The organism is Phenylobacterium sp. (genome assembly GCF_016124325.1).
Taxonomy (GTDB): domain Bacteria; phylum Pseudomonadota; class Alphaproteobacteria; order Caulobacterales; family Caulobacteraceae; genus Phenylobacterium.
Window position 1 is genome coordinate 1 of sequence record NZ_WGNY01000030.1, and the last position, 24,579, is coordinate 24,579.

General features: G+C 72.0%; 21 protein-coding genes and 1 pseudogene. 8 read left to right on the top strand and 14 right to left on the bottom strand.

Going from position 1 to position 24,579, the window contains the following annotated elements:
- The 8 genes and pseudogenes from GC203_RS17005 to GC203_RS17040 form a co-directional block, all read right to left on the bottom strand.
- Positions 1-115, bottom strand: a pseudogene (locus GC203_RS17005) (NAD(P)(+) transhydrogenase (Re/Si-specific) subunit alpha); the annotation flags it as partial.
- Between the two features lie 286 nt (positions 116-401).
- Entirely contained in the window at positions 402-644 is a 243-nt protein-coding gene (locus GC203_RS17010) for an aa3-type cytochrome c oxidase subunit IV (RefSeq protein WP_293457039.1), read from the bottom strand.
- A 61-nt stretch (positions 645-705) separates the two neighbouring features.
- The gene (locus tag GC203_RS17015) at positions 706-1,767 is read right to left on the bottom strand and encodes an alpha/beta hydrolase (protein WP_293457041.1); all 1,062 of its coding nucleotides are present in this window, start codon (positions 1,765-1,767) and stop codon (positions 706-708) included.
- Positions 1,768-1,842: 75 nt separating this feature from the next.
- Entirely contained in the window at positions 1,843-3,078 is a 1,236-nt protein-coding gene (locus GC203_RS17020) for a hypothetical protein (RefSeq protein WP_293457043.1), read from the bottom strand.
- A gap of 6 nt (positions 3,079-3,084) precedes the next feature.
- A complete protein-coding gene (locus tag GC203_RS17025) occupies positions 3,085-3,795 on the bottom strand; it encodes an ABC transporter ATP-binding protein (protein WP_293457046.1) in 711 nt (236 codons plus the stop codon).
- Positions 3,785-5,011 carry an FtsX-like permease family protein gene (locus GC203_RS17030; protein WP_293457049.1) on the bottom strand — a complete coding sequence of 409 codons (1,227 nt, stop codon included), beginning with the start codon at positions 5,009-5,011 and terminating at the stop codon, positions 3,785-3,787. The genes GC203_RS17025 and GC203_RS17030 overlap by 11 nt, the downstream gene beginning before the upstream one ends.
- A complete protein-coding gene (locus tag GC203_RS17035; RefSeq protein ID WP_293457052.1) occupies positions 5,011-6,231 on the bottom strand; it encodes an ABC transporter permease in 1,221 nt (406 codons plus the stop codon). Before GC203_RS17035 ends, GC203_RS17030 begins: the two co-directional genes overlap by 1 nt.
- Before the next feature lie 3 nt (positions 6,232-6,234).
- Positions 6,235-7,002: an outer membrane lipoprotein-sorting protein gene (locus GC203_RS17040; protein WP_293457056.1), complete on the bottom strand. Its 768-nt coding sequence runs from the start codon at positions 7,000-7,002 to the stop codon at positions 6,235-6,237.
- Positions 7,003-7,119: 117 nt separating this feature from the next.
- Here GC203_RS17040 and GC203_RS17045 point away from each other — a divergent pair, with 117 nt between their 5' ends.
- On the top strand, positions 7,120-7,740 hold the full coding sequence (locus GC203_RS17045; RefSeq protein WP_293457058.1) for a TetR/AcrR family transcriptional regulator: 621 nt from the start codon (positions 7,120-7,122) through the stop codon (positions 7,738-7,740).
- 144 nt (positions 7,741-7,884) lie between these two features.
- Here GC203_RS17045 and GC203_RS17050 read toward each other — a convergent pair whose 3' ends face one another.
- Positions 7,885-9,927: an acylase gene (locus GC203_RS17050; RefSeq protein WP_293457061.1), complete on the bottom strand. Its 2,043-nt coding sequence runs from the start codon at positions 9,925-9,927 to the stop codon at positions 7,885-7,887.
- Positions 9,928-10,025: 98 nt separating this feature from the next.
- Between GC203_RS17050 and GC203_RS17055 the strand changes: the two genes are divergently transcribed.
- Together GC203_RS17055 and GC203_RS17060 are read left to right on the top strand one after the other, a co-directional pair.
- Positions 10,026-11,510: an amidohydrolase family protein gene (locus tag GC203_RS17055; protein ID WP_293457064.1), complete on the top strand. Its 1,485-nt coding sequence runs from the start codon at positions 10,026-10,028 to the stop codon at positions 11,508-11,510.
- Between the two features lies 1 nt (position 11,511).
- Positions 11,512-12,582, top strand: a complete 1,071-nt coding sequence (locus GC203_RS17060) for a hypothetical protein (protein ID WP_293457067.1) — start codon at positions 11,512-11,514, stop codon at positions 12,580-12,582.
- A 210-nt stretch (positions 12,583-12,792) separates the two neighbouring features.
- Here GC203_RS17060 and GC203_RS17065 read toward each other — a convergent pair whose 3' ends face one another.
- Both GC203_RS17065 and GC203_RS17070 read right to left on the bottom strand, forming a co-directional pair.
- Complete coding sequence (locus GC203_RS17065) at positions 12,793-13,563, bottom strand: class I SAM-dependent methyltransferase (RefSeq protein ID WP_293457070.1); 771 nt, start codon at positions 13,561-13,563, stop codon at positions 12,793-12,795.
- Positions 13,564-13,617: 54 nt separating this feature from the next.
- Positions 13,618-14,694, bottom strand: coding sequence for a hypothetical protein (locus GC203_RS17070; RefSeq protein WP_293457074.1), 1,077 nt, complete (start codon positions 14,692-14,694; stop codon positions 13,618-13,620).
- Between the two features lie 252 nt (positions 14,695-14,946).
- Here GC203_RS17070 and GC203_RS17075 point away from each other — a divergent pair, with 252 nt between their 5' ends.
- The 5 genes from GC203_RS17075 (at position 14,947) to GC203_RS17095 (ending at position 20,672) form a co-directional block, all read left to right on the top strand.
- Entirely contained in the window at positions 14,947-15,549 is a 603-nt protein-coding gene (locus GC203_RS17075) for an RNA polymerase sigma factor (protein ID WP_293457077.1), read from the top strand.
- Positions 15,524-16,480: a FecR domain-containing protein gene (locus GC203_RS17080; RefSeq protein ID WP_293457080.1), complete on the top strand. Its 957-nt coding sequence runs from the start codon at positions 15,524-15,526 to the stop codon at positions 16,478-16,480. Before GC203_RS17075 ends, GC203_RS17080 begins: the two co-directional genes overlap by 26 nt.
- 110 nt (positions 16,481-16,590) lie before the next feature.
- A complete protein-coding gene (locus tag GC203_RS17085) occupies positions 16,591-18,978 on the top strand; it encodes a TonB-dependent receptor (protein WP_293457082.1) in 2,388 nt (795 codons plus the stop codon).
- Positions 18,978-20,261, top strand: coding sequence for an MBL fold metallo-hydrolase (locus GC203_RS17090; RefSeq protein WP_293457085.1), 1,284 nt, complete (start codon positions 18,978-18,980; stop codon positions 20,259-20,261). Before GC203_RS17085 ends, GC203_RS17090 begins: the two co-directional genes overlap by 1 nt.
- A 33-nt stretch (positions 20,262-20,294) precedes the next feature.
- Positions 20,295-20,672: a hypothetical protein gene (locus GC203_RS17095; protein ID WP_293457088.1), complete on the top strand. Its 378-nt coding sequence runs from the start codon at positions 20,295-20,297 to the stop codon at positions 20,670-20,672.
- Here GC203_RS17095 and lepB read toward each other — a convergent pair.
- The 3 genes from lepB to GC203_RS17110 form a co-directional block, all read right to left on the bottom strand.
- Positions 20,669-21,442, bottom strand: coding sequence for a signal peptidase I (gene lepB / locus GC203_RS17100; protein ID WP_293457091.1), 774 nt, complete (start codon positions 21,440-21,442; stop codon positions 20,669-20,671). The genes GC203_RS17095 and lepB overlap by 4 nt on opposite strands.
- A gap of 80 nt (positions 21,443-21,522) precedes the next feature.
- Positions 21,523-21,849 (bottom strand): TfoX/Sxy family protein, encoded by a 327-nt coding sequence (locus GC203_RS17105; RefSeq protein WP_293457094.1) that lies wholly within the window; start codon positions 21,847-21,849, stop codon positions 21,523-21,525.
- Positions 21,850-21,851: 2 nt separating this feature from the next.
- Positions 21,852-24,542: an adenylate/guanylate cyclase domain-containing protein gene (locus GC203_RS17110; protein WP_293457097.1), complete on the bottom strand. Its 2,691-nt coding sequence runs from the start codon at positions 24,540-24,542 to the stop codon at positions 21,852-21,854.
- Positions 24,543-24,579 lie beyond the last annotated feature (37 nt).

A 24,579-nucleotide genomic window follows, 5' to 3' on the forward strand; every position in this document is an offset into this window, starting at 1 on the left:
CGGCCTCCACGACGAAGGAGAATCCGCCCGCGGACATCTTCTTCACCGTCTCGGGCGTGATGGCCACGCGCGTCTCGCCGGCCCGGCGTTCCTTGGTGACGGCGATCACAGGCATGGTCGGCGAAGTCCCCCAAGTCGAGCACGACAGGCGCGGACCATAGGAGGCGTTCTCACCCCTTGTCCAGCGGCCCGGCTGGAGGGTTTCTAACGACTGTTTGAAAGAATCTGCTGCAGCGCAGCAATTGTGGGAGAGATCATTTCGCGCGATCGCCTGCGGCCACGCTTGGACGCAAGCTCGTGCCCGGCGGGCGAGCGCCGTTCGGCGCCGCGGGGGCGGGGCGCTCCAGGCGCGGCGGGACCTCCGCTCGCGCGGAGGCCGTCAGCCTCGCCCGATCGTCGCGTCAGTGCGCTTCGGAGGGCTTGTCGCGCAGGAAGAAGGTGCCCAGGGCGACCACGACGACCGCCGAGACCACGCCCGTCAGGAAGCCGGCGGCCGGCACGCAGAACCACAGCACCAGCAGGAGCAGGATGGCCGCGAGGTACAGCGAACCCCACTTGGTCATGCCCATCACCAGGTTGAAGGTCGCCTGCTGCTCGGCGATGTCCATCTCGCCGCGGTGGTAGTCGGAAGACGCTCCGGCCATCAGGTGTCACTCTCGAAGATGCAGGAAGTTGGTCGGGCGATACACGAACCGCCCCTCGCGTTCAATGCGGCCAAAGCGCCAGAACGGTCCGGAGCGCCGCCACCAGCGCCAATGGCTGGTCGATCATCACGTGGTGATGCGAGTCCGGGATCGCGATCTCCTCGATCTGGCCATCCAGGAAGCCCGGCTCGCCCGACGCGCGGCGCTCGATGATCCGGCTCTTGTCGCCGAAGAGGTGCACCATCGGAACCTTGATGTCGGGGAACACGCCGCCGAACGTCCCGTCGGTGCGGTCCAGCTTCTCCCACATGTTCGGATCGAACTTCCAGCTCCAGCCCTCGCCCGAACCGTCGGGGCCCTTTTCGCCGTTGGGCAGGGGCGTCCGCTTCAGCGAGCGGCGGGCGATGAAGTCGAGGATGTAGTGGTTCTCCGCCGGCTGCGGCGGCATCAGGCGGAAGCGCGCCAGGGCCGCGGCCAGCGTCGGATAGACCCGGCTCGGCCGGTCGGGGCTGGGATTGTTGGCCAGCAGCTCCTGGCGCTTCCTCCGCTCCTCCAGCACCTCGGGCGGCGGGCCGCCGAAGCCGGTGTCCACCAGGATCGCGGCCTGCATCCGCTCCGGATAGCGCGCCGCGGCGAAGAACACCTGGCCGCCCCCGAACGAGTGGCCGATGTAGACCGGCTTGCGGCCGTTCGCGTAGAGGCCCGTGGCGCGGGCCACCGCCTCGGCGTCGTCGGCGAAGTCGTGGAAGCGATAGGTCTCGCGCCAGTCCGAGGCCCCCATGCCGGCCAGCGACATCGAGGTCACGCGGTAGTCGCTGGCCAGATAGGGGGCGATGAAGCTCCACCAGTCGGCATGGGCGCTGTTGCCGTGCACCAGCAGCAGGCCGGGCTTGCCCGCCTCGCCCCAGGTCAGCGCCTCCAGCCGCGCCCCGTGGCTGCCCACCATCGTCCGTTCCGGCTCCTGGGCGATGGCCCACTTGAACCACGCCGGCGCCGGCGGCTCGGCGCCCCCGTAGGGCTCGAGCGGCGCGCGCACCTCGGGCGGCAGGTCTTCCGAATGGAAGGGCCGGTCGTCGTAGGTCTCTTTCGAAGGTGCGGTCTTTTTCTGGGTGTCGTCAGCCATCGCCCATGGGTCTAACGGTCGTTTGAAAAATGGCAAGCGCGGAGGCTTCCACGCCGTCGCCCGACATCGGGGGCGCTAGAAGTAGCGACGCAGCTGGACGTAGGCGCTCGCGGGCGGCGCGAAGCGCAGCGGCGATCCCGCCCCCACCGCCCGTCCGCCGTATTCCGAACCGTCCCGGCCCACCGGAACGCGCGCCCCCAGCTTCAGCACTGCGTTGTCGCTCAGCGACCAGTCCACATCCCCGGCCAGATAGGCGCCGCCATCGCTCAGGTTGGCGATCACGACCGGAGTCAGGGTGACCAGCGGCGTCCATTCCAGGGTCAGGCCAGCGGCCAGGTAGTCGCGGCCGGTGTTGAACAGCTGCCCGCGGCTCAGGCGATCCGAGAGCCCGTTCGGAAGCGCGTCCAGGGGCCGGTCGTCGCCCACCCCGAAGCCGTTGTGGAAGTACTCGGCGAAGACCGTGGCGTTGCGGCCGGCCAGGGTGACGGCGTTGCTGATGTTGGCCAGGGCCGAGGTCCGCACGCCCCCGTCCGCCTCCCAGGTCGGAACGGCCTCCAGGTTCCAGACCGCCCCGCCCAGCGCGCCGCTCAGCCCCAGGGCCGCCGTCCAGTCGCCGCGATCGCGGGCGGCCATCGCCGTGGTCCCCAGCCCGCCGATCCGCCCGTGCCAATGGAGCGCGAAGGTGCTGGCGTCGGCGGTGACCGCCCCCCCGCGCCGCGCCGGCCGGGGCGCGGCGATCACCTGCAGGTCCGAGCCGTCGTCGAACAGCCACTGGGCGTAGGCGAGGTCGATGCCGGGCTTGTAGTCGGTGTCCACGGCCTCGGGCGCGAAGGGATCGATCAGGTCCATCGGCCGGAACACCTGGCCCGCGCCCCAGGTGATCGCCTGGCGGCCCAGCCGCACCACCAGCTTGTCGGCGGCGTAGCCCACCGAGAGGCGGTCGATCTTCTGCGTCAGGCTCTGGCGCCGGCGGTCGGCGATCGTCCCCGTCAGGTCGAGCCAGGTCGCCGGCGGCGGCGCGAACAGGCCCGCCTCGGCCCGCGCCAGGGCCACGCCAGGGCCCGCCCGGCCGGTCAGTTCGTAGTCGAGGGCGAAGTCCCAGGGCCCGGCGCGGCGCGCCCAGGTCAGCCGCAGGTCCAAGGCCGCGTCGTTGCGCCGCCGCTCGCCCAGCGCCCCGGCCAGGCTGTCGTGGGCGTCGGCCGAGGCCTCGTCCGTGACGGCGAGGCGGCCGTGCAGGCCCTGGGCATGGGCGCCCGGGCCCACGAGACCCGCCGCCAGGGCCGCCGCGATCGTCAGCCTCCAGCGGATCATGGGCGCCTACGCGGGCTCCCGCGCGGCGGCGGAGTCGGAGGTGACCCGGCCGTCCGTCAGCTCGATGTGGCGGCGCGAGCGGGCGATCACCCGGGCGTCGTGGGTGCTGATCAGGAAGCTCGCGCCCGCCTCGGCGTTCAGCCGCGCCATCAGGTCGATCAACTCGCCGGCGGTCTTGGAATCCAGGTTGGCGGTCGGCTCGTCGGCCAGCACGATCGACGGCCGCGAAACCAGGGCGCGCGCCACCGCCACCCGCTGCTGCTGGCCGCCGGAGAGGAAGCCGGGACGCCGGTCCTCCATCCCCTCCAGGCCCACCTCCTTCAGCGCCGCCGTCGCCCGCGCCCGGCGCTCGGCCGGCGCGACGCCCTGGAGCTGCAGGATGAACTCCACGTTCTCCACCGCCGACAGCACGGGGATCAGGTTGTAGGCCTGGAAGACGAAGCCGATCTTGCGCAGGCGCAGGTCGGTCAGGGCGTTCTTGCCCAGCTCGCCCAGCCGGACCCCGTCGACGACCACCTCGCCCTCGCTGGGTGTATCGAGGCCGCCGATCAGGTTGAGCAGCGTCGTCTTGCCCGAGCCCGAGGGCCCCGCCAGCGTCGCGAAGTCGCCGGGGGCGATGTCGAGGTCGACGCCGTTCAGCGCCACCGTCTCCACCGCGCCGGTCCGATAGCGTTTCTTCAGCCCCCGGCAGGAGACGATCGGAGCTTCACTGGGCATGGGACATCACCTCCGCGGGGCTGGAGCCGGCCGCCTTGCCGGCAGGCCAGAGCGCGACCAGGACGCCCAGCGCCCAGACCAGGGCCGACACGGCGGCGAACTGGGCGGGCGCCAGGCGCGGATAGAGCACGTGGCCCGCGCCGAAGAACTCCGCGCCCCGGGCCAGGAAATGCAGGTCCACCCCGCCCGAGAACGCCAGCACGGTCGCCACCGCCGCCGCCGCGCCCGCCAGCACCCCCAGGCCGATCAGCAGGGCCGATTCCAGCAGCACCTCGGCCAGGACCAGGCGCGGGCGCATGCCCAGGGCCTGCAGCAGGCCGAACTCCCGCACCCGCTCGAACACCGCCATCAGCTGGGTGTTCACGATGCCGATGGCCATCAGCACGAACATGATCCAGAGCCAGATGTAGACGAAGGCCTCCATGAAGCTGTTCATCGCGGCGGTAAGCGGCGCCAGCGCCGTCCAGGGGCGGACGTCGAGGCCGGGGCCGGCGGCTTTCAGGGCCGCCACCGTGGCGGGCGCCCCCGCGTCGTCGGCTAGCTTGAAGCTGATCTCCGAGACGTCGGTTCCGATCCCCAGCATGGCCTGGGCCGGCTCGATGCCTGTGAAGGCGAAGCGGTCCTCGTCCTCCTGGCTGGCCGAATAGAGGCCCACGACGCGGAAGCTGCGCTGCGCCAGCGCGCCCGTGGCGTCCTGGGCCATGACGATCACCCGTTTGCCCAGGCGCGTCTTCAGCCGCTTGGCCAGGTGGGCGCCCAGCACGATCCCGCCGTCGGCGTCGCCGGCGAGGTAGCGGCCAGCGCTCACGTCGCGCGGAACCACCGAGATCGCCCGCTCGCGCGCCGGCCGCACGCCCAGGAGCTCGGCCGGCAGGGTCTTGTATTCGCTCTGGATGACGGCGGGGGTCCGCACCCGGTCGGCCCAGCCCTCGACCGAGGGACCGTCGAGCACCGCGCGCAGGCGCGCTCCCGGCGCCGCCATCCGCTGGGCGATCGTCTGGTCGTCGAGGTAGCGCGGCGCGTGGACCTGGCCGCTGCCGATCAGCACGTCCAGCGCCGCATCGCGGCTGGAACGGGCCCAGGCGTCCAGCAGGGCGGCGAACACCAGGATCGAGTAGAGCCCGACCGCCACCACCGCCAGGGTGATCCAGGTGCGGCGCGGATTGCGCCACAGGTTGCGCCAGGCCATGGGCGCGAGCAGGGAGAGCCCGCCCATCACGCCGCCCTCATGGCGGCGACCGGCTTCAGCGCACGGACCCGGCCGTAGGGGATCAACCCGCCCAGGGCCACGGACGCCACGATCGCGAGGGGACCCGACAGTGCGCTGACCGCGCTGAGCGTCGGATAGATCCGCCCCGGCAGGCCCCACTGGGCCATCAGCCCCTCAAGCCCGGCGATGGCGATGCCGTGCCCCTCGAACCACAGGGTGGCCGCCCCGCCCACGGCGATCCCGGCGCCCGCGCCCATCACCGCCAGGAACAGCATCTCCAGCCACATCATGCCGGCGATCTTCTCGGCCCGCATGCCCAGCGCCAGCAGCATGCCGAACTCGCGGGTGCGCTCCAGCGCCGACATGATCAGGGTGTTGAGGATGATGAAGGCCACCACCACCACCAGGCTCGCGTACCAGAACATGCTGGTGGAGAAGTCGAGGGTGATCGCCTGCTTCAGGCCGGGCATCAGCGCGCCCCAGTCCTGCACCTTCAGGCTTTTGTCGCCGAGCGCCGCGCGCACCGCCGGCAGGGCCCGCGTCACCTCACCCAGGCTCTCCCCGCCCAGCACCACCACGTTCGCCGCGCCGTACATGGCGAAGGTGTCCTGGAACCGCGCCAGCGGCATCTCGGCCACCTGCCGGTCCACGTCGCCCAGGCCGGTGTGGAAGACGCCCACCAGCCGCAGGCTGTCGGCGGCGACGGTCTGGTCGGCGGCCGAGCCCAGCACCGTGACCCGGTCGCCCAGCTTCAGGCCCAGGTCGCGGGCCAGGGCGTCGCCCAGGACGATGGCGTCGTCGTCACCTTCCTTGAGATAGCGCCCCTGCCGGATGGTCGCCGAGAGGGTGGAGACGCGCGGCTCGCGGGCCGGATCGACGCCGTCCAGCGCCGCGCCATAGCTGCGCTCGCCATTGGCCAGGATCACATAGGCGGCGGCCCGGGGCGCGGCCGCCGAGACGCCGGGGACCTTCCGCGCGGCGGCCGCCGCGGCTTCCGGGTCGGCGATCATCCGGCGCACGTCGGGATCGTCGGTGTAGCCGGCCGGCTCGATCCGCGCGAAGCCCTCGAACAGGCGCAGCGCATTGGCCTTCATGGTGGCGTACGAGCCAAGCTGGAACGACAGCATGAACACCAGCAGCGCCGTGGCGAACGCCATGCTGGCGACGCTCAGCCAGGTGCGGATCTTCCGCCGCCAGAGATTGCGCCATGCGAGAGCGGCGAGCACGCCTTAGCCCCTCGGATTCTCGAGGTTGGACCGGGTGAACAGGCTGGCCGGCAGGGCGACGTCGAACTGCGCCGAGGTGGTCTCGATCCGCGTCCACCGCCCCGGCTCGTCGGCCGGGCGCATCACCAGCACCAGCGGATAGGGCCGCCCGCCCAGGGGCCCGATCTTCTCGGTGGTCATCACCCGCACCAGCTTCATGTCCTGGTCGTAGAAGGCCTCGCGCAGCATCACCCCGTCGTCGCGGACGCGCACGGCCTGCTTGCCCCACACCACCGGCGCGCCGGGCTTGGGGACGGCCTCGATGTCATAGGCGGTGTGGCCGTCGACGGTGGCGGTCCCGGTGATCCGGTGGGTGTAGTCGGTGAGGATGTCCTCGGCCTTGGCCAGGTCGTTGTACGAGAAGTCCGAGCCCAGCCATGATTGCGCCAGCATCGAGGCCGGCAGCTTGATCGTCTGGTTCAGCTTCGGATTGTAGATCCAGGTCTCGTGGCCCAGCTTCAGGGTGGCGTTGCCACGCTCCTTGGCCGGCGCCGTGAAGCGCACCAGCGCCTTGTCGTCCCCTTCGGTCCAGCTCTGCATGGTCAGGCCGCGCTCCCAGGCCGGCCGATGGATCGTCATCTCGATCGTCGCGCGCGAGCTCTTGCCCCGCCAGTTGTCGAACGCCGCCTTGAGCAGGGCCGTGGCGTCGGCCGCCGCCGCGGGCCCGGCGATCGCCAGCGCGCCCGCCAGGAGCGCCGCGGCGAGGCCGGATCGACGGGAAACCAGGAACATGTCGGTCGTGTCCTTTCCGGCGGGCGTCGCAGCGCGGCGCGGGCTTGGACGTCATTTGTGGACCATCTGGTCCACACCTCTGGTCCATAATCCCGCGCGGTGCTACAGGTCAAGGCCATGAGCCGCCGCCGTTTCGAGAATCTGGATCAGGACCGCCAGCAGAAGCTACTGGACGCCGCCGCCGAGGAGTTCGGCGCCCGCGGCTACGAGGCCGCCTCGCTTAACCGGATCCTGGAAGGCGCCGGCATGAGCAAGAGTTCGCTCTACTACTACTTCGACGACAAGGCCGACCTGTTCGCCTCGATGGTCGAACGCTCCATCGCCTTCCTGTTCAAGGCGGTCGGCGGCCTGGACCTGCAGGCGCTCACCGCCGAAACCTACTGGTCCGAGCTGGAGGGCCTCTTTCGGCGCGCCATCGCGGTGATGAACGGCGACGCCTGGTACCTGCGGCTGGGCCGGATGTTCTACCGCCTGCGCGGCCAGTCGCGGGCTGGCGGGCCCACCGACCGCGCCTTCGACGTCGCCGCGCGCTGGATCGCCGCCATCATCGAGCGCGGCCAGGCGCTGGGCGTGGTCCGCACCGACCTGCCGATGTCATTGCTGGTCGCCTGCGCCATGGGCCTGGGCGAGGCGCTGGACCACTGGGTCATCGACCACTGGGACGAGCTGGACGACGCCGCCCGCCTGCGCATGGCCGCCGAACAGACCGACCTGTTCAGGCGCTTCCTGGCGCCTTGATGTCATCCCGGGCGGAGCGCAGCGAAGACCCGGGACCCAGCCGCTCAGACCGTGGATCTGCTCTGCGTCGAGTTTGGGGCTGCCGGGTCCCGGCTCGGCGCCTCGCAGAGCGAGGCTTGGCCGGGATGACAGGCTGAATAGGCCTCACTCCCCCGGCCGGTAGTCGCGCGCGACGTGGCCCTTCAGTTCGTCCTCGGTGAACCAGACGGGCTTGGTCTGCATGGCGGCGAACAGCGGCGTCTGGTCGGCGTAGTGGGGCGAGGTCTCGTCCAGGGTCGCCGAGCCGAACTGGTGGATGCTCTTCGACGACAGCTTCCCGTCCTTGTCCCAGGTCACGAACATCACATAGGTGTCGCCGGCCACGGCGTGCAGCCGGCCGTCCGGGTCGGGGCGGCCGTAGACCGCGCGGAACACGTCGGGCCCGCCGTCGATGGGCAGGTCCACCTTGCCGCGACGGATGCGGTTCACCTCGCCCCAGGTGGGGTCGATGCGGCCATAGTGCTTGCGCAGGTCGGCCATCACGCCCTTGAGCGCGGTCAGCGGCGGCGTCTCGGGCGACTGGACCAGCTTCAGCACCGTCAGCACCGCCAGGGGCGCGGCCCGGCTCTCGCGGTTGGTGCGCCGGTCCCAGTCCTTCATCAGCGCCTGTGCCGCGGCCAGGTCGGCGTCGTTCCCCGCCGGGATCGACATCAGGAGCGCGATCCCCTTCGCCAGGTCGGACTTCGTCGAATAGGCCAGGTCGTACTTGTAGGCCTCGAACTCCTCGGCCGTGATCGAGGGGTCGGCGCCATAGGTCTCCAGCGCGCGATACGCCCGGTTCGTCATGTTGGTCTGGATGCCCATCTCCTTCGGATAGGCCTCGGGCTTCATATCGTCGGCCGGGTCGGTGGCGTGGAAGGGCGTGTTGTTCGAATTGAACACCCAGTCGCCCTTGGGATTCCACAGCTGCGGCACGCCCGCGAACGGGACCTGCTTGGTCCAGATCAGGTCGGACCGGTCGCCCGGCAGCACGCCCTTCCAGTCCACGCCCGCTTTCCGCACCGGATAGCGGCCGTTGTAGACGTAGCCCACGTTCCCCTTCTCGTCGGCGTAGATGTAGTTGATCGAGGGCAGCAGCCCCATCGCCATCGCCGCCTTCCACTCGGCCAGGCTGCTGGCCTTGTTCATGGCGTAGTACTGGGCGTTCTGGCGGACCTCATCCATGCCGGCGTAGCGGAAGGCGAACACCCCGTGGTCGGTGCGCACCACCGGGCCGTGGACCGAGCGCAGCGCCTCGCGCCGCACGGTGTCGAAGCCGCCGTCGGGCCGCTTCACCTTGATCTCGACCCAGCGGGCTTCCAGCCGCTTCCACTTGCCGTCCATCCGGTACTGCAGCCGGTCGGGATCGTCGGGGTTCATCACCAGCTTGTAGATGTCGACGAGGTCCGGGTTGTCGACCGTGCTGGCCCAGCCCAGGTGGGCGTTGTGGCCGTGCAGCATGAACGGCCCGCCGGGGAAGAAGCCGCCGGCCACGTGCCAGCCCTCGTCGGTCTGGATCACCGCCTCGTACCAGGCCAGCGGTCCCGTGTAGGGCTGGTGCGAATTGACCAGCAGGCGGGTGGCCCCGTCGGCCGAGCGGCGCGGGCCGACGGCCACCCCGTTGGAGCCGATCTCCACGCCGTCGTTCACCTCGGCGATCTTCTTCGCGCTCGGGCGCATGGTGCGGCGGAAGGCGTCGTCCAGGCCGTAGAAGGTGGGGCCGCGATAGGTGGTGGCCGCCGCCAAGTCCTGGCCGGTGATCGGCAGCAGGCCCGGCGCCACTTTCTCGGGATGCTGCGCGGCATAGGCGTTGGCGCCGGCGGCATAGGCCTCCAGCACGGCCCGCGTCTTCGCGTCCAGGTCGCGGGCGTAGCGGCGCGTCACCGTCCCCCACACGTCCTGCAGCGCCACGAGGTAGTCGCTCTCGATCCCCGACGGCCCCTGCAGCTCGGCCAGCCGGCCGCGGCCGGTGAACACCGACTCCTGCAGGGTGGCGAAATCGTCCTCCGACTGGGCGTAGCCCAGGCCGTAGGCCGCGTCGGCGTCGGTCTTGGCCCGGATGTGCGGCACGCCCCAGTCGTCGCGGCGGATGTGGACGTCCCAGGTCCTGGCGTCGGCCGCCGTCGCGGCCAGCACCGCGGCCACCAGCCCGATCAACACTCGGCGCATCACGCCCTCCCTCCCGTTTGCCCCACCATCGCGGAGCCGGCCCGTTCGCGCAAACCGTGCGGCCATGCCATGGTCGCCGCGTGACGGGAGGCATGTTGATGGTTCGATGGCTCGCCCTGGCGCTGGCGGCGCTGGTTTCGGCCCCGGCGGCGGCCGCGCCGCAGATCCTGGCGCCGCCCGCGGCGCCCGGCGCGGCGGTGAGGCCCTTCGTGACCACCGAGGCCAAGGCGCTCGTCCTGGCCCACGTCCGCGTCATCGACGGCACGGGCGCCGCGCCGCTGGAAGACCAGACCCTGGTCATCGCCGATGGCAGGATCGCCGCGATCGCCGGCCCCAACGCGCGGCCCATGATCCCCGCCGGCGCCGAGACGATCGACCTCACCGGCCACACCGTGATCCCCGGCCTCGTGGGGATGCACAATCACCTCTACTATATCGCCCGGCCCAACCTGGACGCCCACGGCCACTCCGACCCGCCGGTGTTGGTGCCGCAGATGACCTTCTCGGCGCCGCGCCTCTATCTGGCGGCCGGGGTCACCACCATGCGCACCACGGGCAGCGTCGAGCCCTACGCCGACCTCAACCTCAAGGCCCTGATCGACAAGGGCGAGCTCCCCGGCCCGCACCTCGACGTCACCGCGCCCTACCTGGAGGGGCCCAACTCGCCCTTCATCCAGATGCACCAGCTGAAGGATCCCGACGACGCGCGCCGCACCGTCGCCTTCTGGGCCGACCAGGGGGCCACCTCGTTCAAGGCCTACATGAACATCACCCGCGCCGAGCTGAAGGCGGCCATCGACGAGGCCCACAAGCGCGGCCTGAAGGTCACCGGCCACCTCTGCTCGGTCACCTATCCCGAGGCCGCCGACCTCGGCATCGACGACCTGGAGCATGGCTTCATGGTCAACACCCAGCTCGACCCCGGCAAGGCGCCCGACCTCTGCCCCCGCACCTCCGGCGATCCCACCATCCTCGCCATGACCCCGGACACGCCCCAGGGCCAGGCGCTGATCGCCCAGCTCGTGGCCAAGAAGGTGGCCGTCACCTCCACCCTGCCGGTGTTCGAACAGCGCGTCCCCGGCCATGCGCCGCTGAACCCCAAGGCCATGGCGGTGCTGACGCCGGAAGCGCGCGAGGCCTACCTCTACGCCCGCAACCGCACCAACCAGGCCCCGCGCGAGAACTACGCCGACGCCACCCGGATCCTGAAGAACGACATGGCCATGGAGAAGGCCTTCGCCGACGCCGGCGGCCTGCTGCTCACCGGCCCCGATCCCACGGGCAACGGCGGGGTCATCCCCGGCTTCGGCGACCAGCGCGGCGTCGAACTGCTGGTGGAGGCCGGCTTCACCCCGGTGCAGGCCATCCGCATCGCCACGCTCAACGGCGCGACCTACCTGGGTCTGGCCGACCGCATCGGCTCCATCGCGCCGGGCAAGAACGCCGACCTCGTGGTGGTGAAGGGCGATCCGTCCCAGGCCATCGCCGACATCGAGAACGTCGCCATCGTGTTCAAGGACGGCGTCGGCTACGACCCCGGCAAGCTGCTCGACTCCGTCGCCGGCCGCTACGGGCAGTACTGAGATGGAGGAACAGGTCCTCGACGACCTTACCGAGCTGCTGCCGCCGCTGCTGCGCAGCCTGGAGGGCCTGGCCTTCGTCGCCCGCTACCTCAACCCCGCCGACTTCGGCCGGGTGATGGACGCCGTCGGCGCCCCCGACGAACCCCTGCCGCCCCTGCGCGCGCGCCTCGACGCCTGGCCCGAGGCCCTGGCCGACGTCCGCGCGGGCATGGCCGCCGCCGCCGACGCGGCCATCGCCGCCTTCGCCGAGCTGCGCGGCGCCTCGGAGAGCGACGAGGGCGTGGGCGCGGTCTTCCGGGCCCTGCGCCACCTGCCCCGCGCCCAGGCCGCGCTCTACCCGTTCGCCCAGGCCCTGCCGCCGCTGAACCGCTACTTCCTCGAACCCGACCGCCGCGACGACGACGCCCTGCTGGCCCGCCTCGCCGGCGCCGAGTCGCGGCCCGACACCGGCGTGCTCCAGCTCGCGGGCGAGCCCGGCGCGCGGGGCAGCGTCACCGCCTATGCGCCCGAGACCTATTCGCCCGATACGCCCCTGCCCCTGATCGTCGCCCTGCATGGCGGCAGCGGCAACGGCGCGGCCTTCCTCTGGAGCTGGCTGCGCGCCGCCCGGGCCGGCGGGGCGATCGTGGTCGCGCCTACGGCCACGGGCCGCACCTGGGCGCTGCAGGGCGAGGACGCCGACACGCCCATGCTGGCCCGCATCGTCGAGGCGGTCGCCGCCCAGTGGGCCGTCGACCCCGGCCGCATCCTGCTCACCGGCATGAGCGACGGCGGCACCTTCTCCTATGTCAGCGGCCTGGAGCCCGCCTCGCCCTTCACCCACCTGGCGCCCGTCTCGGCCGCCTTCCACCCGATGCTGACCCAGTTCGCCGACCCGGAGCGGCTCTACGGCCTGCCCATCCACATCGTCCACGGCGCGCTCGACTGGATGTTCGGGATCGATATGGCCCGCGAGGCCCGCGACGCCCTCTCGGCCGCCGGCGCGGCGGTCACCTATGCCGAGATCGACGACCTTTCCCACACCTGGCCCCGCGAGGCCGGCCCGATGATCCTGGACTGGCTGAAGAGCTGAGACGTCATCCCGGACGCAGGGCGCGAAGCGCCCGAAGATCCGGGACCCGGCCGCCCCGGCCTCGACGCCTTCGCCGCAGCGATCCGACGCCGTCATCCCAGGCCTCGTGCCTGGGATCCCTCTCTCGGCCGCACAGCCAGGGATAGTCCCGCCCCACCCCTGAAGCGGCGCTAGGGATCCTCGCCACGAGGGCGAGGATGACGGTGGCCCCTAAGCCCTCCGCGCCACGTAGAGGTGGGTCTCCCAGCGGGTGTCGAAGGGCGTCGGTTCCGCCGCGACCGCCGCGCACATCTCGTCGAACAGGGCGAAGCGTGGGCCCTCGGGCAGGAAGTGGTAGCCGGAATCCGTGCGCAGGTAGCGGCCGAAGCCCTCCGCATCGAGCCGCCACGTCCATTCGTAGCCGCGGTGCGTCACCGGCCCGAACAGGCCCGAGGCGTCGAACATCCCCGCGACCGGGCCATCCGGCAGATACCAGGCCTGGGGCGGCGGATGGCCCCAGGCGCCGGGGGCGTAGCGGTCGAAGATCGCCTTGAACGGCGTGGCGAACGGCTCGCCGGGGATCACGGGCACATGGCCGAACACCGCCATCGCGCCGCCGTCGGCCAGCGCCGCGGCCGCCTTCGGGAAGCCCGCCTCCGGGTCCACCCAGTGCCACGCTTGGGCCGAGGCCACGAGGTCGAAGCCGCCGGGCGCCGCCTCGAACGCCTCGAACGTCGAGACCGCGAAGTCGGCGTTGGGCGCGCTCACCCGCCGCCGGGCCTCGTCGATCAGCTTCGCGCCCGGATCGATCGCCAGCACGCGGCCGGCGCGGGCGGCGAGGTCGCCGGTCGCCTGGCCTCCGCCGCAACCCACTTCGAGGACGCGGCAGGCGGGCCCCAGCCCGGCCAGGGCCTCCAGGTCGTCGAACAGGGCCGCCGGATAGCCGCGCCGCACCTCGGCGTAGAGGTCGGCGACGGCCTCGAAGCTCTCGCGCTGGTCCATGGCGGGCCTCCTGTCGGCCCGTCGTCTAACCTGCCGCGAGCGGCGAGGCGAGGCCTACGGCTGCGAGCCGCCCTTGGCCGCGGTCTTGGCCTTCTCGGCGGCTTCGGCCTCCTCGGCCCGGGCCCCCGCGAGCATGCCGGGCAGGGCGTAGTTCCCCTCGTGGCAGGCATATTCGTAGATGATGCCCTGCATCGGCGAGAACTCGTACTCGCCGCCCCACGCGGCGTCCCAGATCGTCGGGTCCTCGACCGAGAACTGATAGTGGAGCCGCGCCTTGCCCACGCGGGTGAAGCGCTCGGTCACCTTCAGGTTCTTCCACGAGCCGAAGAACTGCTGGGCCTGCGGGATATGAGTGGTCTCGACCACCAGGGTGTCGCCATCCCACCAGCCGATGGAGTCGCCCATCCAGGGGCGCACGTCGTCGGTGCGGTGCTTGGCGTTCAGCCGGATGATGCGCACGTCGTGCACCATCTCGACGTTGATCATCACCGCATCGGGCGTCTGAACGATCTCGTAGTCGTTGTTATAGAAGCCGTTTGGGAACATCGGCGGGCCGGCGTTGCGGCCGAAGCCCATGATGCAGCGCTCGCCCAGCGAACGGGTCTCGTAGCTGTCGAACGAGCCCAGCCCCCCGCGGAAGCCGCCGGCCGGCGGCGCGCCGGCCTTGCGCTTGGGCGGCATGCCGTTGGGCGTGGTGATCAGGCTGGTGCGCGGCTCGCCGTGGACGCGCATCACCGTGTTGCCCGGATCGAGCCAGCCGCGGTTGTAGCCGCCGACGTCGCCGCCCGCGGCGGCGAACTCGGGCCGGATCTCCGTCGTCTGCGGAGCCTTCGCGTCGACCGGGGCGTTCGGATCGGTGGGCGCGTTGCCGTCGGCGATCTCCTTGTCGACGGCCGATTCCATCTTCTTCACCTCCTCGGGGGTGAAGACCGCGCGGTCGCCCAGCTTGGCCGGACGCATCAGCGGCGTCAGCGTCGCGTTGGTCCAGTAGCCGCCGAGGTCGGGCTGGCCGAAGCTGGTCCGCGGGACCTTGTAGGCGGCGGCCGCCTTGGTCTCGGCCGCGGCGGACGAGAGCGCCAGGGGCGCGGTCGCGAGCGCGGTTCCAAGGGCGAGGATGAGGGCGCGGCGCACGGGCGTCTCCGGTTTTTGTTCTCTTGCCGCGCACTGGCGCGGTTTTCCGATACCGAAAGTACGAAAACCAACGACCTCCGGCAATGGCCGCCGGCGGCCTCCGGACGGGTTTCCGGCCCCGAAAACGCGCGGGATTCTGCAAAGCTGAAACGAGGTGTCGGCTGCGCAATCGCCAGGCGCCGAATGCGCCGGTCCGGACATGATCGCGCCGGCCGCGTGCAACTGTCACAGCCGGCTGGTATCGGCCGAAGCATGGGCGCGGTGTCCGACGAACGGGCGGTCTGGCTGGCCCGGCATGCCCTGCCGGCGGAACCCGCGCTGCGCGCATGGCTGGCGCGCCAGCCGCGTTTCCACCTCGAGGTCGACGACATCGTTCAGGAGACCTACGCGGTGCTGGCCGGGCTGGAGCGGGTGGACCACATCGTCAACCCGCGCACCTACATGTTCCAGGTCGCCAAGACGGTGATCCTGCAGGCCCTTCGCCGGCGGCGCGTGATCGCCTTCGAGACCCTGGCGGCCGCCGACAGCCTGGAGATCCCCGACGATCAACCCGGCGCCGACGTGGTGCTGGCCGACCGCCAGGAGCTGGGGCGCGTGGCCGCCCTGATCGCCGCCCTGCCCGCCAAGTGTCGCGAGGCCTTCACCCTGCGCAAGGTGCTTGGCCTGTCGCAGAAGGAGGTGGCCGCGCGCATGGGCCTCTCGGAAAGCACAGTCGAAAAGCACATCGGCCGGGGCCTGCGCCAGGTGATGAATGCGATGGGACGTGGCGGAAGCGGCCGTATCGCGGCATCTAGGAAACGTGGCGCCCGAACCGAACCCCCCGCCGAAGATGCGAGAGCGCGCAGCCGCGATTGACGCGACGGCCGCCGACTGGGCCGCGCGCGTCGACCGTGGACCGCTCAGCGAGGCCGAGCAGGCCGAGCTCGACGCCTGGGCCGCCGCCGACCCGCGCCGCGCCGGCGCCTACGCCCGCGCCCGCGCGGTCAGCGCCCATTTCGACCGCGCCCGCGCCCTGGGCGACGACTTCGTCCCCGCGCGCCACCCCGAGGCCCGCCGCCGCAGCCGGCGGCGGTTCCTGGCCGGGGCCGGCGGCCTGCTCGCCGCGGGGTTCGCCGGCGCCGGCGTCTTCGCGCTGTCGCGGTTGAACGGGCGGGTGGCCACCCACAAGGGCGACGTGCGGCGCGTGGCCCTGAGCGACGGCTCGGCCGTCACGTTGAACACCGACACGGCCGTGCGCCAGGCCTATGGCGACAAGGTGCGCCGCGTGGTCCTGATCCGGGGCGAGGCCCTGTTCGACGTGGCCAAGGACGCGGCGCGGCCGTTCGACGTGGTCGCCGGCCCCGTGCGCGTGCGCGCCGTGGGCACCAGCTTCACCGTCCGCATCCTGCCGGACGACGAGGTCGTCGTGATGGTGCGCGAGGGCGTGGTCGAAGTCCGCCGCGGCGACGCCTCGCCGGTCCGCCTCGCCGCCGACCGCGCCGTGACCGTGGCCGCGAGCCGGCCGCTGGCGCCGGTGACCCTGCCGGCCGGCGGCGCCGAGCGCGCGACCGCCTGGCGCCAGGGCATGCTCGACCTCGACGGCCTGACGCTCGCCGAGGCGGCCGGCGAATACGCCCGCTACACCGACCGGCGCATCCGCATCGCCGATCCGGCGGTGGCGGCGATGCGGGTGACCGGCCTCTTCTCCATGAGCGACCCCGACGGCTTCGCCCGCGCCGCGGCGCTCAGCCTTGATCTCAAGGTGACCTCCGAGCCCGACGGCCTGCGCCTCGACCCGCGCTCCTGAGCGCCGCGCGAAAAAAGCTTGGCCGCGGGTGGCGGAAATCCGGCGGCGGGGCATCGAACCCCATGAGACGGCGGCGCGGGCCGCGCGTCCGAGCGGAACAGGGGGCGGATGTGTCGAGGCTTTCGAGGCGGATGTGGGGCTGCGGCGCGGCCCTGGCGATGATCCTGGCGGCGGCGACGCCCGCCCTCGCCCAGCAACGGGTGTTCGACGTGCCCGCCCAGCCGGCGGTGACGGCGATCCCCCAGTTCGCCCGGCAGGCGGGCCTGCAGATCGTGGCGCCGGCCGACCGGCTGCGCGGCGTCAGCACCCCGGCCCTCAAGGGCGCCCTCGACGCCCGCGCCGCCCTGCGCCAGCTCATCGCGGGCACGGGCCTGGCCATCCTCTCCGACTCGGGCGGCGTGATCGTGCTGGGCTTTCCCCCGGCCGGCGCCGCGCCCGCCGGGGCCGCCGACCCGTCGCCCACGGCCCTCGAGACCGTCGTGGTGACGGCGCAGAAGCGCGAGGAAGCCGCCCAGACCGTGCCCATCACGCTGACCGCCTTCTCCGGCCGGGCGCTGGACGCCTACCGCCTCGACAGCCTGCGCGACATCTCGCGGCTGACACCCGGCCTGCTGGTCTCGGCGTTCAACTACTCCAGCCCGACGATCGCCGTGCGCGGGGCCAGCAACACCTTCACCCAGATCGGCGCCAACAAGCCCGTCGCCGTGGTGGTCGACGACCTGTTCATCCCGCGCAACAGCGCCGCCTCGTTCGAGCTGTTCGGCCTGCGCTCGGTGCAGGTGCTGAAGGGGCCGCAGGGCACCCTGTTCGGCCGCAACGTCACCGGCGGCGCCATCGTGATCGACACCGGCAAGCCGGCCTTCGGGGAAACCAGCGCCATGGCGCGCGGCGAGACCGGCAACTACGGCCTCTACCGGGCCGACGCCCTGGTCGACGCCGCCCTGGGCGACCGCGCCGCCGTGCGGCTCGCAGGCTCGATCAAGGTCCACGACGGCTACGGCCGCGACCGGCTGACCGGCGCCGAGGAGGACGATCTCGACAGCCGCACCCTGCGCGCCCAGCTGCGGCTGCAGGCCACCGACACCCTCGAGGCCCTGCTGGGCGCCGACTACAACGAGGACCACAACGGCGGCCGCACGCTCTCGTCCAAGGCCGCCGGATCGGACGGGAACCGCCGCACCTCCGAACTGGGCTTCCCGCAGGACTTCGCGCGCAACCAGTGGGGCGCTTCGGCGCGGCTCTACTGGAGCGCCCCGGTCGGCGAGGTCACCTCGGTCACCGGCTATCGCTGGTCGCAGTCGGGCGAGGACTATGCCGGCACGGGCGCCAGCTACACGTTCCTGACCGGTACGTCCTCCCAGGCGGTCAACCGCGACGTCGACCGGGTCGGGCTGTTCTCCCAGGAGCTGCGCTACGCCAGTCCCAAGTGGGACCGGGGCGACTTCGTGGCCGGGGTCTATTTCGCCGACGAGGACGCCAAGCGCCAGCTTCGCACCATGTCGCTGGCCGCCGTCACCGGCGCACGGGTCGCCGACGTCCTCACCGACCAGGCCGTGAAGACCACGAGCTATGCGGTCTTCGCCGACGGCGTGGTCCACCTGGGCGAGGCCTTCGACCTGACGCTGGGCGCCCGCTACACCCACGACCGCAAGACCGCCTCGCTGAACCGAACCGACTTCGTGCGCCCGGCCACCGGCAGCTTCGCCGCCAGCGACCTCAAGGCCTCGTGGGGCGAGGTCACCCCCCGCGCGGTGCTGACCTGGAAGGCCACGCCCGACGCCCGGGTCTACGCCAGCGTCACCCGCGGCTACACGGCCGGCGGCTTCAACACCGACGCCTCGTCGCTCACCGCCCTCACCCAGCCGTTCAACCCCGAGAAGGTGACCAACTACGAGCTGGGGGTGAAGTCGCAGTGGCTGGGGGATCGCCTGCGCCTGAACGCCTCGGTCTTCCAGATGGACTACAAGGACAAGCAGGAGCTGTTCTTCAACGGCCTGACCCGGGTGCTCACCATCACCAACGCCGCCAAGGCCACGGTGAAGGGCGTCGAGGTCGAGCTGACCGTGCGCCCCACCGCCTGGCTGAACCTGATGGCCACCTACGGCTACCTCGACACCCGCTACGACGACTTCGTCATCCCGGGCGGCGCCGACAACACCGGCCACCCGCTGGGCTCGTCGCCGCGCAACAAGGGCTCGCTCGCGGCCGACCTGCACGCCCCGCTCGCCTCGGGCTACCTGATCGGCGCGGCGAGCTGGTCGTACACCGACGGCTACTACACCGGCGCCACCAAGGACCCGAACCTGCACATCGACAGCTATTCCCTGGTCAACGCCTCGCTGGGCTACGAGGCCGCCGACGGCGCCTGGAGCGTCACGGTCTGGGGCCGCAACCTCGCCGACAAGGACTATGTGCTGACGCCCTCGACCCAGGGCGTGCTGGCCGAATACCTGGGCGAGCCGCGCACCTACGGCGTCACCCTGCGCGGGCGGTTCTGATGGCCCGGGTCGCCCGGCGCGCGGTGCTGGGCGGCCTGGCCGCCCTGGCCGCGGCGCCCCGCGCGCAGGCCCAGGCGGGCGGGCGGCTTTCGCCGTGGCGGCCGGGGACGCTGGAGATCCACCACCTCGCCACCGGCCGGGGCGACTGCACGCTGGTGATCGGGCCGGACGGCACGGGTCTGATGGTCGACGCCGGGGCCACCGCCAGCCCGCCGGAGATGTCCACCGCGCCCCGGCCCGATGGGACGCGCCGCCCGGGCGAGTGGATCGCCCGCTACGCGCGGCGGCGCCTGCCCGACCCCGACGCGGGCCTCGACTATTTCGTGGCCACCCACATCCACCCCGACCACATCGGCGACGTGACGCCGCGGAGCCCGCCCGCGCCCGGCGGGGCCTATCGCCTGACCGGGGTCAGCGACGTGGCCGCCGGCCTGCCCATCCGCCAGGTCTTCGACCGCGGCTGGCCCGACTACGCCGACCTGCCGCCGATCGACGCCCCGTTCGCGGCCAACTACCTGGCCTTCCTGAAGGCTCGCGCCGCCGCGGGTCTGGCCAACGGCCGCCTGGAGCCCGGCCGCGCCGACCAGCTCGTCCTGCGCCGGCGCCCCCGTGACTTCCCCGGTTTCGAGGCCCGCGTCCTGGCCGCCAACGGCCGCGTCTGGACCGGCCGGGGGACCACGGCGCGCGCGACCTTCCCGCCGCTCGCCGCGCTGGCGCCGCAGGACCGGCCGACCGAGAACATGGCCTCGGTGGCCCTGCGGATCGGCTACGCCGGCTTCGCCTGGTTCTGCGGCGGCGACCTGACCGCCGAGACCTCCGACGGCGCGTTGCCCTGGGCCGACATCGAGGGCGCGGCCGCCCGCGCCTGCGGCCCGGTCGACGTGGCCGTAGCCTGCCACCACGGCTACTACGACGCCGTCGGCGCGGCCGCCGTGGCCGCCCTGCGCCCGCGCGTCTGGGTGGTCACGCCCTGGCACGTCACCCACCCCGACCTGAAGCCGCTGGAGCGGATGACCGGCCCGCGGCTCTATCCGGGGCCGCGCGAGCTGTTCCTCACCCAGGTCACACCCGAGGCGCTGAAGGTGGGCGACCGGTTCCTGCGCAAGGCCGCCAGCGTGTCGGGCCATGTGGTCGTCCGCGTCGAGCCGACCGGGCTGTATTCGGTGTTCGTCACCGACCCCTGGAGCGAGGCCGACCGCGTCCTGGCCGCCTTCGGCCCCTACGCGCCGCACGTGTCCGGACACGATTCCGCTACGATCCCGGCGTCAGATGAGCTTGACTGAGCCTTTCCAAGCTCGACGCCGGCGACGCCTTCCATGACCCGACCCCTGAAGAAGAGCGAAACGCTCGAGATCCGCCTGCCCCACCCGACCAAGCTGGCCTTCATGGCCCGCTGCCGCGACGACGGCGTGTCGGCGAGCGAGGCCCTGCGCGGCTTCATCGAGGGCCGGATCGAGCCCCGGCCCGTGGTCCGCCCGCGCCGCCTGCCGCTCGCCGCCGCCGGCGCCCTGGTGGCCGCCGCCGTGGCCGCCGCGGCCGCGCCCTCGCTCGCCCGCACCGGCCCGCCCGGCGACTTCGCCCGGCTCGACGCCAACGGCGACGGCCGGGTCACCGCCGCCGAACTGGCCCGCCTCGACGCCGATCACGACGGCGCCGTCAGCCTCGCCGAGTACCGCGCCGGGCTTCACCGCTAACGCAGCACCCGGAAGAAGCGGTCGGGCTCAAGGCCGGCGATCCAGGTCCAGGGCTTCATGATCGAGGCCCCGTAGCGCCAGGAGATCAGCGAGAGCCGCGCGCGGCCCACCAGGTTCTCGGCCGGCACGAACCCCACGCCCACCGCCTCGGGCCAGCGGCTGTCGAGCGAGTTGTCGCGGTTGTCGCCCAGCATGAAGTAGCTGCCTTCCGGCACGCGGTAGACCCCGGTGTCGTCGCCGTCGTGGCCCGGCCCCTGGTCCCAGGTGACGTAGTCGCCGCCGCGCGCGCGGGGCTCGAAATAGCGGGTCACCGCCAGGTCGCCGAGGCCGGGATCGTGGGTCACCCCGCCCGGCGTCCGCGGGATCGCCTTGCCGTTCACATAGACCACCCCGTCCTTCAGCTGCACGCGGTCGCCGGGCAGGCCGATCACCCGCTTGATGTAATCGACGTTGGGGTCGCGCGGCAGGCGGAAGACCACCACGTCGCCGCGCATCGGGTCGCGGCCGAAGAGCCGGCCGTGGAACAGTGGCGGGTTGAAGGGGATGGAGGCGCGGCTGAAGCCGTAGTCCCACTTGGAGACCAGGATGTAGTCGCCGGTGCGCACCGTGGGCTCCATGGAATCGGAGGGAATGGTGCAGGGCTGGAAGATGAAGATCCGCGCGACGAGGGCGATCGCCAGGGCCCAGGCGATCGTGCGAGCCATGTCGAGGGCTTCGCTCGCGAAGGTCCGGGCGGGCGGCGGGGCGGCGGCTTGGGTCGGGGTGGTCATGGCGCGGTGATGCCGCCGCTGTCGCCGCCGCCGCAACCGCGATCGTGTCCGGACAAGCCCGCCGGATCGTCCGGACGGCCCTACTTCGGCGGCAGCGAGGCGGCGAAGGCCCAGGCGAAGGCGATCCAGTCCTCCAGGCCGTCCTCCAGCGCCGCGTCGGGGTCGACCCAGACGAAGCCGCCCATGGTCCGGTCGCCGAACACCACCGGCTCGGCGCCGCTGCGGGCCAGCGCCTCGGCCATGCGGTCCTTGCCCACCCGGAACATGAAGCGGGCCTCGCCCACGCCGCAGACCATGTTGCCGTTCAGCATCCAGGAGCGGCCGCCGAACATCGCCTTCTCGATCACGCCGGGCCGCCCGGCCATCAGGGCCCGCATCTCGGCGGCGAGCGAACGGTCGTAGGCCATGGCTACTTCTCGGTGAGGTTCCAGACGCCGTCCCAGTCGGCGGGCGGCGGGGTCGCGGCCAGCACGGCGCAGCGCTCGCGGTAGACCCCGGCGGGCCCATCGTCGGGATAGAGCTCCAGCGCCGCGTCGAAGGCCGCGGCCGCCCGCGCCCAGTCGCGGTCGCGATAGGCCGCGAGGCCGGCGGCGTGCAGGTCGAGCAGCGCGGTCAGCGCGGGCTCGCCCGCCCGGTAGCCCAGCGACTCGTAGACCGCCACCGGCCGGTCCTTGCCCTTCACCCGCATCAGGTCGATCTCGCGCAGGATCGCCGGTCCCTTCAGGTCGCGCACCGTCATCTCCGACAGCAGCACGCCGGCGCGGTACTGCTTGGTCGCGCCTTCCAGCCGCGAGGCGAGGTTCACCGTGTCGCCGATCACCGTGTAGTCGAGGCGCCGGGCCGAGCCGATGTTGCCCACCACCGTGGGGCCGGTGGAGAAGCCGATGCCGATGGCCAGCGCCGCCTCGCCCGCCTCGGCGCGCCGGGCGTTCAGGACGGCCAGTCGGCCCATCATGGCGTCGGCCGCGGCCAGCGCGTTGTCGGCGTCGCCGTCGCCCACCAGCGGCGCGCCGAACAGGGCCATCATCCCGTCGCCGATGTATTTGTCGAGGATGCCGCCGTGGTCGAAGATCACCTCGACCATCTCGGTGAAATAGGCGTTCAGCAGCGACACCGTCTGGCGCGGCCCCAGCGCCTCGGCGATGGCGGTGAAGCCGCGCACGTCGGTGAACATCACCGTCACCTTCTGCTCCTTGCCGCCCAGCTCCAGCTCGCCGGCGGCCAGCAGCTGGTCGGCCACCTCCTTGCTCATGTAGCGGCTCATGGTGGAGCGGATGCGCTTCTCCTCGGTGATGTCCTCCAGCACCAGCATCGAGCCGATACGCGCCTCGCCGGCGTCGATCAGCGGCATGGCGGTGAGGTTCACCGTCGCGCCGGTTCCGTCCGGGCGGCGGATCTCGGCGTCGATGGCCAGCGCCGTCTCGCCGGTCGCCTGGGTCTTGCCGAGGCTCTCCAGGATCCAGTCGTTGTCGCCCCAGAACGCCACCTCGGCGGGCTTGCCGGCCATGGCCTCGCGCGGCGCGCCCAGCAGCGCCTGGGCCGCATCGTTGACCGTCACCACCTTGCCGTCGGCGTCCAGGGTGACGATGCCGTTCGACGTGCTCTTCAGGATGCTCTCGTTGTAGTTCTTGGTGGTCAGCACGTCGTCGAACAGCTTGGCGTTCTCCAGGCTCACCGCCACCTGCGCCGCGAAGGCCTTCAGGCGCGACTCGTCCTTGGCCGTGAAGGCGCCGCCGCGCTTGTTCAGCGCCTGGGCCACGCCCACTCGCGCCCCGGCCTTGTTGGTGATCGGCACGCACAGGATGCTGCGGGTCACGAAGCCCGTGCGCTGATCCACGTCGCGGTTGAAGCGCGCGTCGGCGTAGGGGTCGGAGATGTTCTCGGTGCGGCCGGTGGTGAACACCGCCCCGGCGATGCCGCTGGCCGTCGACACCCGGATCTGCCGTGTCTCCAGCCCGTCGGCGTAGAGGGTGAACAGCTCGTCGGCCTTCTCGTCGTAGACGAACAGCGAGGCGCGTTCGGCGTTCAGGAGCTGCGTCGTCGCCGTCATGATACGCGCGATCAGCACCTCCAGCAGCAGCTCGCCGGCGAGGTCCTGGGTCACCTCCAGGATCTGCTGCTCCTCGCGCAGGGCGTCGAGCATCAGGGAGAAGCCGCGGTTGATCTCGGCGTATTCGTCGGTGGTCAGCACGTCGAGCTCGGCCTCGTCCAGCCGGCCGCCCTCCACGTGGCGCATGGCGTCCACCAGCCGCGCCGCCGAGTGGCTGACCTCGCGCGCGGTCAGGATCGCCATGGCCACCGCCCCCACGACGCAGACGAGCACCACCCCGCTGCCCCATAGGTAAAGCGACGTCAGCTCGCCCGCCGGCACCACGAAGCCATGGGCCTGGAGCATCCGGTCGAACTTGAACAGGAACGAGGCCACCGCGAACACCAGCGGCAGCGACGAGACGAACACCGCCAGGAACAGCACCTTGTTGCGCAACGGCACCGCGATCAGGCGCTTCGCCTGCTCGGGCGGGATGGGCCCGTCCAGCGCGCGCCACAGGCGGATCGCCACCGGCTCGATGGCCTTGCTGACGGCGAAGAACTCGAAGATCGCGTGCGCCGGCGAGGCGAAGACGAAGATCATCGTTCCCAGCGCCACCAGCTGCCACATGGCGATCCCGGCCTGGAAGAAGGTGTTCAGGACCACGATCACCCCCACCAGCGACAGGGTCGCCGCCGGGCCGTGCAGGGCGATCACCCGCACCGCCGACATCTGGGGAAGGTTCAGCGCCCGCACCACGGCCGCCCCCAGCGCCGCGTCGCTGGGCCGCTCGCCGCGGTCCAGGGCGGCGAGCACGCTCGACACCGGGCGCAGATGGAGGCTGATGGCGAAGAAGTCGAGCGAGGTGAAGAACGCCGTGCCGAACGGCACCGCCATCCAGAAGATCAACCATTGGCGGGGCGTGAATTCCAGGCCCAGCAGGCCCAGAAGCAGGGTCAGCGAGACGGCCGCGCCCGTGGCCGCCGAATAGATGCCGATCAGCCGCCAGAACAGCGCGCGGCCGGAATCGACCTTCCGGTCGGTCGCCTGCGGCGACGGGGCGAGCGGCATCAGGGCGTTCAACCGCCCCGCCTCCGCCGTGTCGCCC

Bases quoted from the DNA above. Each gene is read 5' to 3' on its own strand.
- GC203_RS17010 (WP_293457039.1), bottom strand. From the start codon at position 644: ATGGCCGGAGCGTCTTCCGACTACCACCGCGGCGAGATGGACATCGCC.
- GC203_RS17015 (WP_293457041.1), bottom strand. From the start codon at position 1,767: ATGGCTGACGACACCCAGAAAAAGACCGCACCTTCGAAAGAGACCTAC.
- GC203_RS17020 (WP_293457043.1), bottom strand. From the start codon at position 3,078: ATGATCCGCTGGAGGCTGACGATCGCGGCGGCCCTGGCGGCGGGTCTC.
- GC203_RS17025 (WP_293457046.1), bottom strand. From the start codon at position 3,795: ATGCCCAGTGAAGCTCCGATCGTCTCCTGCCGGGGGCTGAAGAAACGC.
- GC203_RS17030 (WP_293457049.1), bottom strand. From the start codon at position 5,011: ATGGGCGGGCTCTCCCTGCTCGCGCCCATGGCCTGGCGCAACCTGTGG.
- GC203_RS17040 (WP_293457056.1), bottom strand. From the start codon at position 7,002: ATGTTCCTGGTTTCCCGTCGATCCGGCCTCGCCGCGGCGCTCCTGGCG.
- GC203_RS17045 (WP_293457058.1), top strand. From the start codon at position 7,120: ATGAGCCGCCGCCGTTTCGAGAATCTGGATCAGGACCGCCAGCAGAAG.
- GC203_RS17050 (WP_293457061.1), bottom strand. From the start codon at position 9,927: ATGCGCCGAGTGTTGATCGGGCTGGTGGCCGCGGTGCTGGCCGCGACG.
- GC203_RS17055 (WP_293457064.1), top strand. From the start codon at position 10,026: ATGGTTCGATGGCTCGCCCTGGCGCTGGCGGCGCTGGTTTCGGCCCCG.
- GC203_RS17060 (WP_293457067.1), top strand. From the start codon at position 11,512: ATGGAGGAACAGGTCCTCGACGACCTTACCGAGCTGCTGCCGCCGCTG.
- GC203_RS17065 (WP_293457070.1), bottom strand. From the start codon at position 13,563: ATGGACCAGCGCGAGAGCTTCGAGGCCGTCGCCGACCTCTACGCCGAG.
- GC203_RS17075 (WP_293457077.1), top strand. From the start codon at position 14,947: ATGGGCGCGGTGTCCGACGAACGGGCGGTCTGGCTGGCCCGGCATGCC.
- GC203_RS17080 (WP_293457080.1), top strand. From the start codon at position 15,524: ATGCGAGAGCGCGCAGCCGCGATTGACGCGACGGCCGCCGACTGGGCC.
- GC203_RS17090 (WP_293457085.1), top strand. From the start codon at position 18,978: ATGGCCCGGGTCGCCCGGCGCGCGGTGCTGGGCGGCCTGGCCGCCCTG.
- GC203_RS17095 (WP_293457088.1), top strand. From the start codon at position 20,295: ATGACCCGACCCCTGAAGAAGAGCGAAACGCTCGAGATCCGCCTGCCC.
- lepB (WP_293457091.1), bottom strand. From the start codon at position 21,442: ATGACCACCCCGACCCAAGCCGCCGCCCCGCCGCCCGCCCGGACCTTC.
- GC203_RS17105 (WP_293457094.1), bottom strand. From the start codon at position 21,849: ATGGCCTACGACCGTTCGCTCGCCGCCGAGATGCGGGCCCTGATGGCC.
- GC203_RS17110 (WP_293457097.1), bottom strand. From the start codon at position 24,542: ATGCCGCTCGCCCCGTCGCCGCAGGCGACCGACCGGAAGGTCGATTCC.